The sequence below is a fragment of the Geobacillus sp. ZGt-1 genome, from assembly GCF_001026865.1.
In the GTDB taxonomy this organism is placed as follows: domain Bacteria; phylum Bacillota; class Bacilli; order Bacillales; family Anoxybacillaceae; genus Geobacillus; species Geobacillus thermoleovorans.
On the sequence record NZ_LDPD01000028.1, the window covers coordinates 28,417 to 31,367 of the forward strand.

Annotated in this window: 3 protein-coding genes; all 3 read right to left on the reverse strand. The window is 56.4% G+C overall.

Annotated features, from left to right (window positions below; translation table 11 throughout):
- Nucleotides 1-33: 33 nt before the first annotated feature.
- The gene (nuoH, locus tag VU18_RS14580) at nt 34-1,035 is read right to left on the reverse strand and encodes an NADH-quinone oxidoreductase subunit NuoH (protein ID WP_011232819.1); all 1,002 of its coding nucleotides are present in this window, start codon (nt 1,033-1,035) and stop codon (nt 34-36) included.
- Entirely contained in the window at nt 1,032-2,132 is a 1,101-nt protein-coding gene (locus VU18_RS14585; RefSeq protein WP_014196947.1) for an NADH-quinone oxidoreductase subunit D, read from the reverse strand. Before VU18_RS14585 ends, nuoH begins: the two co-directional genes overlap by 4 nt.
- A gap of 3 nt (nt 2,133-2,135) precedes the next feature.
- Nucleotides 2,136-2,951, reverse strand: an 816-nt coding sequence (locus VU18_RS14590; protein WP_047758382.1) for an NADH-quinone oxidoreductase subunit C, incomplete at its 5' end; no start/stop codon positions are given.

The window sequence follows — 2,951 nt, forward strand, 5'->3', positions numbered from 1 at the left end:
TTTTCGCGACTTTTCACTAAATCACCGGCTTTTTTAGAAAAACCACGCTTTAACGACCGCCGTCAGCACAATGTTGACGAGCGAAAGCGGAAGCAGCACTTTCCAGGCGAACTCCATCAGCTGGTCGGCGCGCACGCGCGGAAATGTGGCGCGAAACCAAATGAGGACGAAAACAACCGCACAAAACTTCAGCGCAAACCAGACCGCGCCAGGAATCCAGCCGAGAAAGGCGACCGGATGCCAGCCGCCGAGAAACAAAATCGTCACAAGCGCCGCCATGGCGAACAAATACACATACTCGGCGAGCATAAAGAACGCCCAACGGAATCCGGAATATTCGACATGAAAGCCGGCGACCAACTCGGACTCCGCCTCCGGCAAGTCAAACGGCGTCCGGTTCAACTCGGCCACCGCGGCAATGAGGAAAATCAAAAACGCCAACGGCTGGGCGAAAATGAACCAGACGTCTTTTTGCGCCGCAACGATGTCGACTAAATTCATGCTTCCAGCCAAAAGCACGACGCCAAGCGCTGACATGACGAGCGGAATCTCATAGGAAATCATTTGCGCGGCTGCCCGCATGCCGCCAAGCAGAGCGTATTTGTTGTTTGACGCCCAGCCGCCGGCGACAACGCCGACGGTCGTCAAGCCGGAGACAGCGATATAATACAGAAGGCCGACGCCAATATCGGCGAACCGGAACGCATCGGTAAACGGCAATACCGCCAACACCATAAACGACGGCACAAAGGCGATGATCGGCGCCAGCACGTAGAGCGGACGGTCGGCCGCTTTCGGGATCGTATCCTCTTTCAAAAGCAGCTTCAACACATCGGCAACGGTTTGCAGCAGTCCGAAGCGGCCGCCGACTTGGTTCGGGCCGATGCGCCCTTGCATAAACCCCATCACTTTCCGTTCGGCCAAAATGCCGTATGTGACAAAGGCGAGCACAACCGCCAAAAGCAGCGCCCCAAGCCCGAAAAACAGGGCGATGTTCGACCAGCCAGGCGTGGATTCAAGCCATTGTTCCATCATCCGTCGACCTCCCCAAGCACAATGTCAATCGACCCAAGAATGGCGATGACATTGGCCAAGTTTTCCCCTTTGAGCAGCTTCGGGAGTATTTGCAAGTTGTAAAACGATGGGCGCCGGAATTTGAGGCGGTACGGCTCTTTTTTGCCGTCGCTCGCAATATAGCAGCCGATCTCGCCGCGCGGCGCTTCGATGCGGACAAATGTCTCACCCGGCGGCGCTTTAATGATGCGGGGCACTTTTCCCATGATCGGCCCCTCAGGCGGAAATTGCTCGCACGCCTGCTCGATGATGCGGAGCGACTGTTCGATTTCCGCCATCCGGCATTCATAGCGGGCGAGGCAATCGCCGCCCTCGCGCACCGGCACGTCAAAATCAAAGCGGTCATAGATCGAATACGGTTCATCTTTGCGCAAATCCCATTTGACGCCGGTCGACCGCAAGTTGACGCCGCTCAGCGAATAGCTGATCGCCTCTTCTTTCGTATACCGCCCGACGCCGGTGACGCGCTGGCGGAAAATTTCATTGCCGGTGACAAGCTCATGATAGCCGTGAAGTTTCTCCCGCATGTACGGAACGAACTGCTTCACTTTGTCAATCCAACCGTCCGGCGCATCCCATTTGACCCCGCCGATGCGCATATAGTTGAACGTCAACCGCGCTCCAGACAGCTCATTTAATAGATTAATAATCATTTCGCGTTCGCGGAACGCGTACAAAAACGGGCTCGTCGCGCCAAGGTCAAGCAAGTACGTCCCCCACCAGACAAGGTGGCTGGCGATCCGCCCAAGCTCCATGGCGAGAACGCGCAAATATTCGGCCCGCTCCGGCACTTCAATGCCCATCATCGTTTCGACCGCATGGCAAAGCACATAGTTGTTCGTCATCGCTGATAAATAGTCCATCCGGTCGGTGTACGGGATGATTTGCGTATATTGCAGCCCTTCGGCAATTTTCTCCGTTCCGCGATGCAAATAGCCGATGACCGGTGTCGCTTCTTGAATGATCTCGCCGTCAATTTTTAAAATGAGGCGGAACACCCCGTGCGTGCTCGGGTGTTGAGGGCCGACGTTTAAAATCATTTCTTCTGTGCGCAGCATCATCTACACCTCCGCATCATACGGCTCGTAATCTTTGCGCAACGGATGCCCGACCCATTGCTCCCCTAGGAAGATGCGGATTAAGTTCGGGTGGCCGCGGAAACGGATGCCAAGCAAATCGTACGCTTCGCACTCCGGCCAGTTCGCCCCCGGCCAAAGCGGAACGAGCGAATCGACTTCCGGGTTGTCGCGCTCGATTTTGACTTTCAGCGCCACCGGCTGCCGGTTTGGATAGGAATACAAATGGACGTACACTTCCATATGCGTTTGAAAATCGGTGCCGTGCAGCTCGGATAAATAATCAAACCGAAGCTGTTCATGGCCTTTCAACAACTCGGCGACTTTGTAGTACGCCTCTTTTTTCACGACAAGCGTCGGCACATCTTTCGCCAGCCGGTTGATGTATGCATCCTCGAGCACGTCCGAACCGAGATGCTCATGAATGATGCGGACATATTTCTCAAGCAGCGGATCGTTCGGCGACGGAGCGGCATACCGTCCGGTTCCTCCGTCAGTTTCTTCGGCCTTTGTCCGGGCGGCCGCTGCCGCTTTTTGTTTCGCCCCCTCATCGCCAGCGCTGCCTTGTTGCTTCGCCAAGGCCGCCGCCCGCGCTTTTGCCGCGGCCGCAGCTTTCGCTTTCGCCGCGGCGGCCGCTTTTTGCTTGGCTAGCTCGTCATCGTCGCCCGACGCTTCAGCGGCTTTTTGTTTGGCTAATGCAGCAGCTCTCGCCTTCGCGGCCGCAGCTGCCTTTTTCTTCGCCAACTCAAGATCATCCTCCGCACCGCTTTCCGCCGCCTCGCGCTGTCTCCGCAGTTCCGC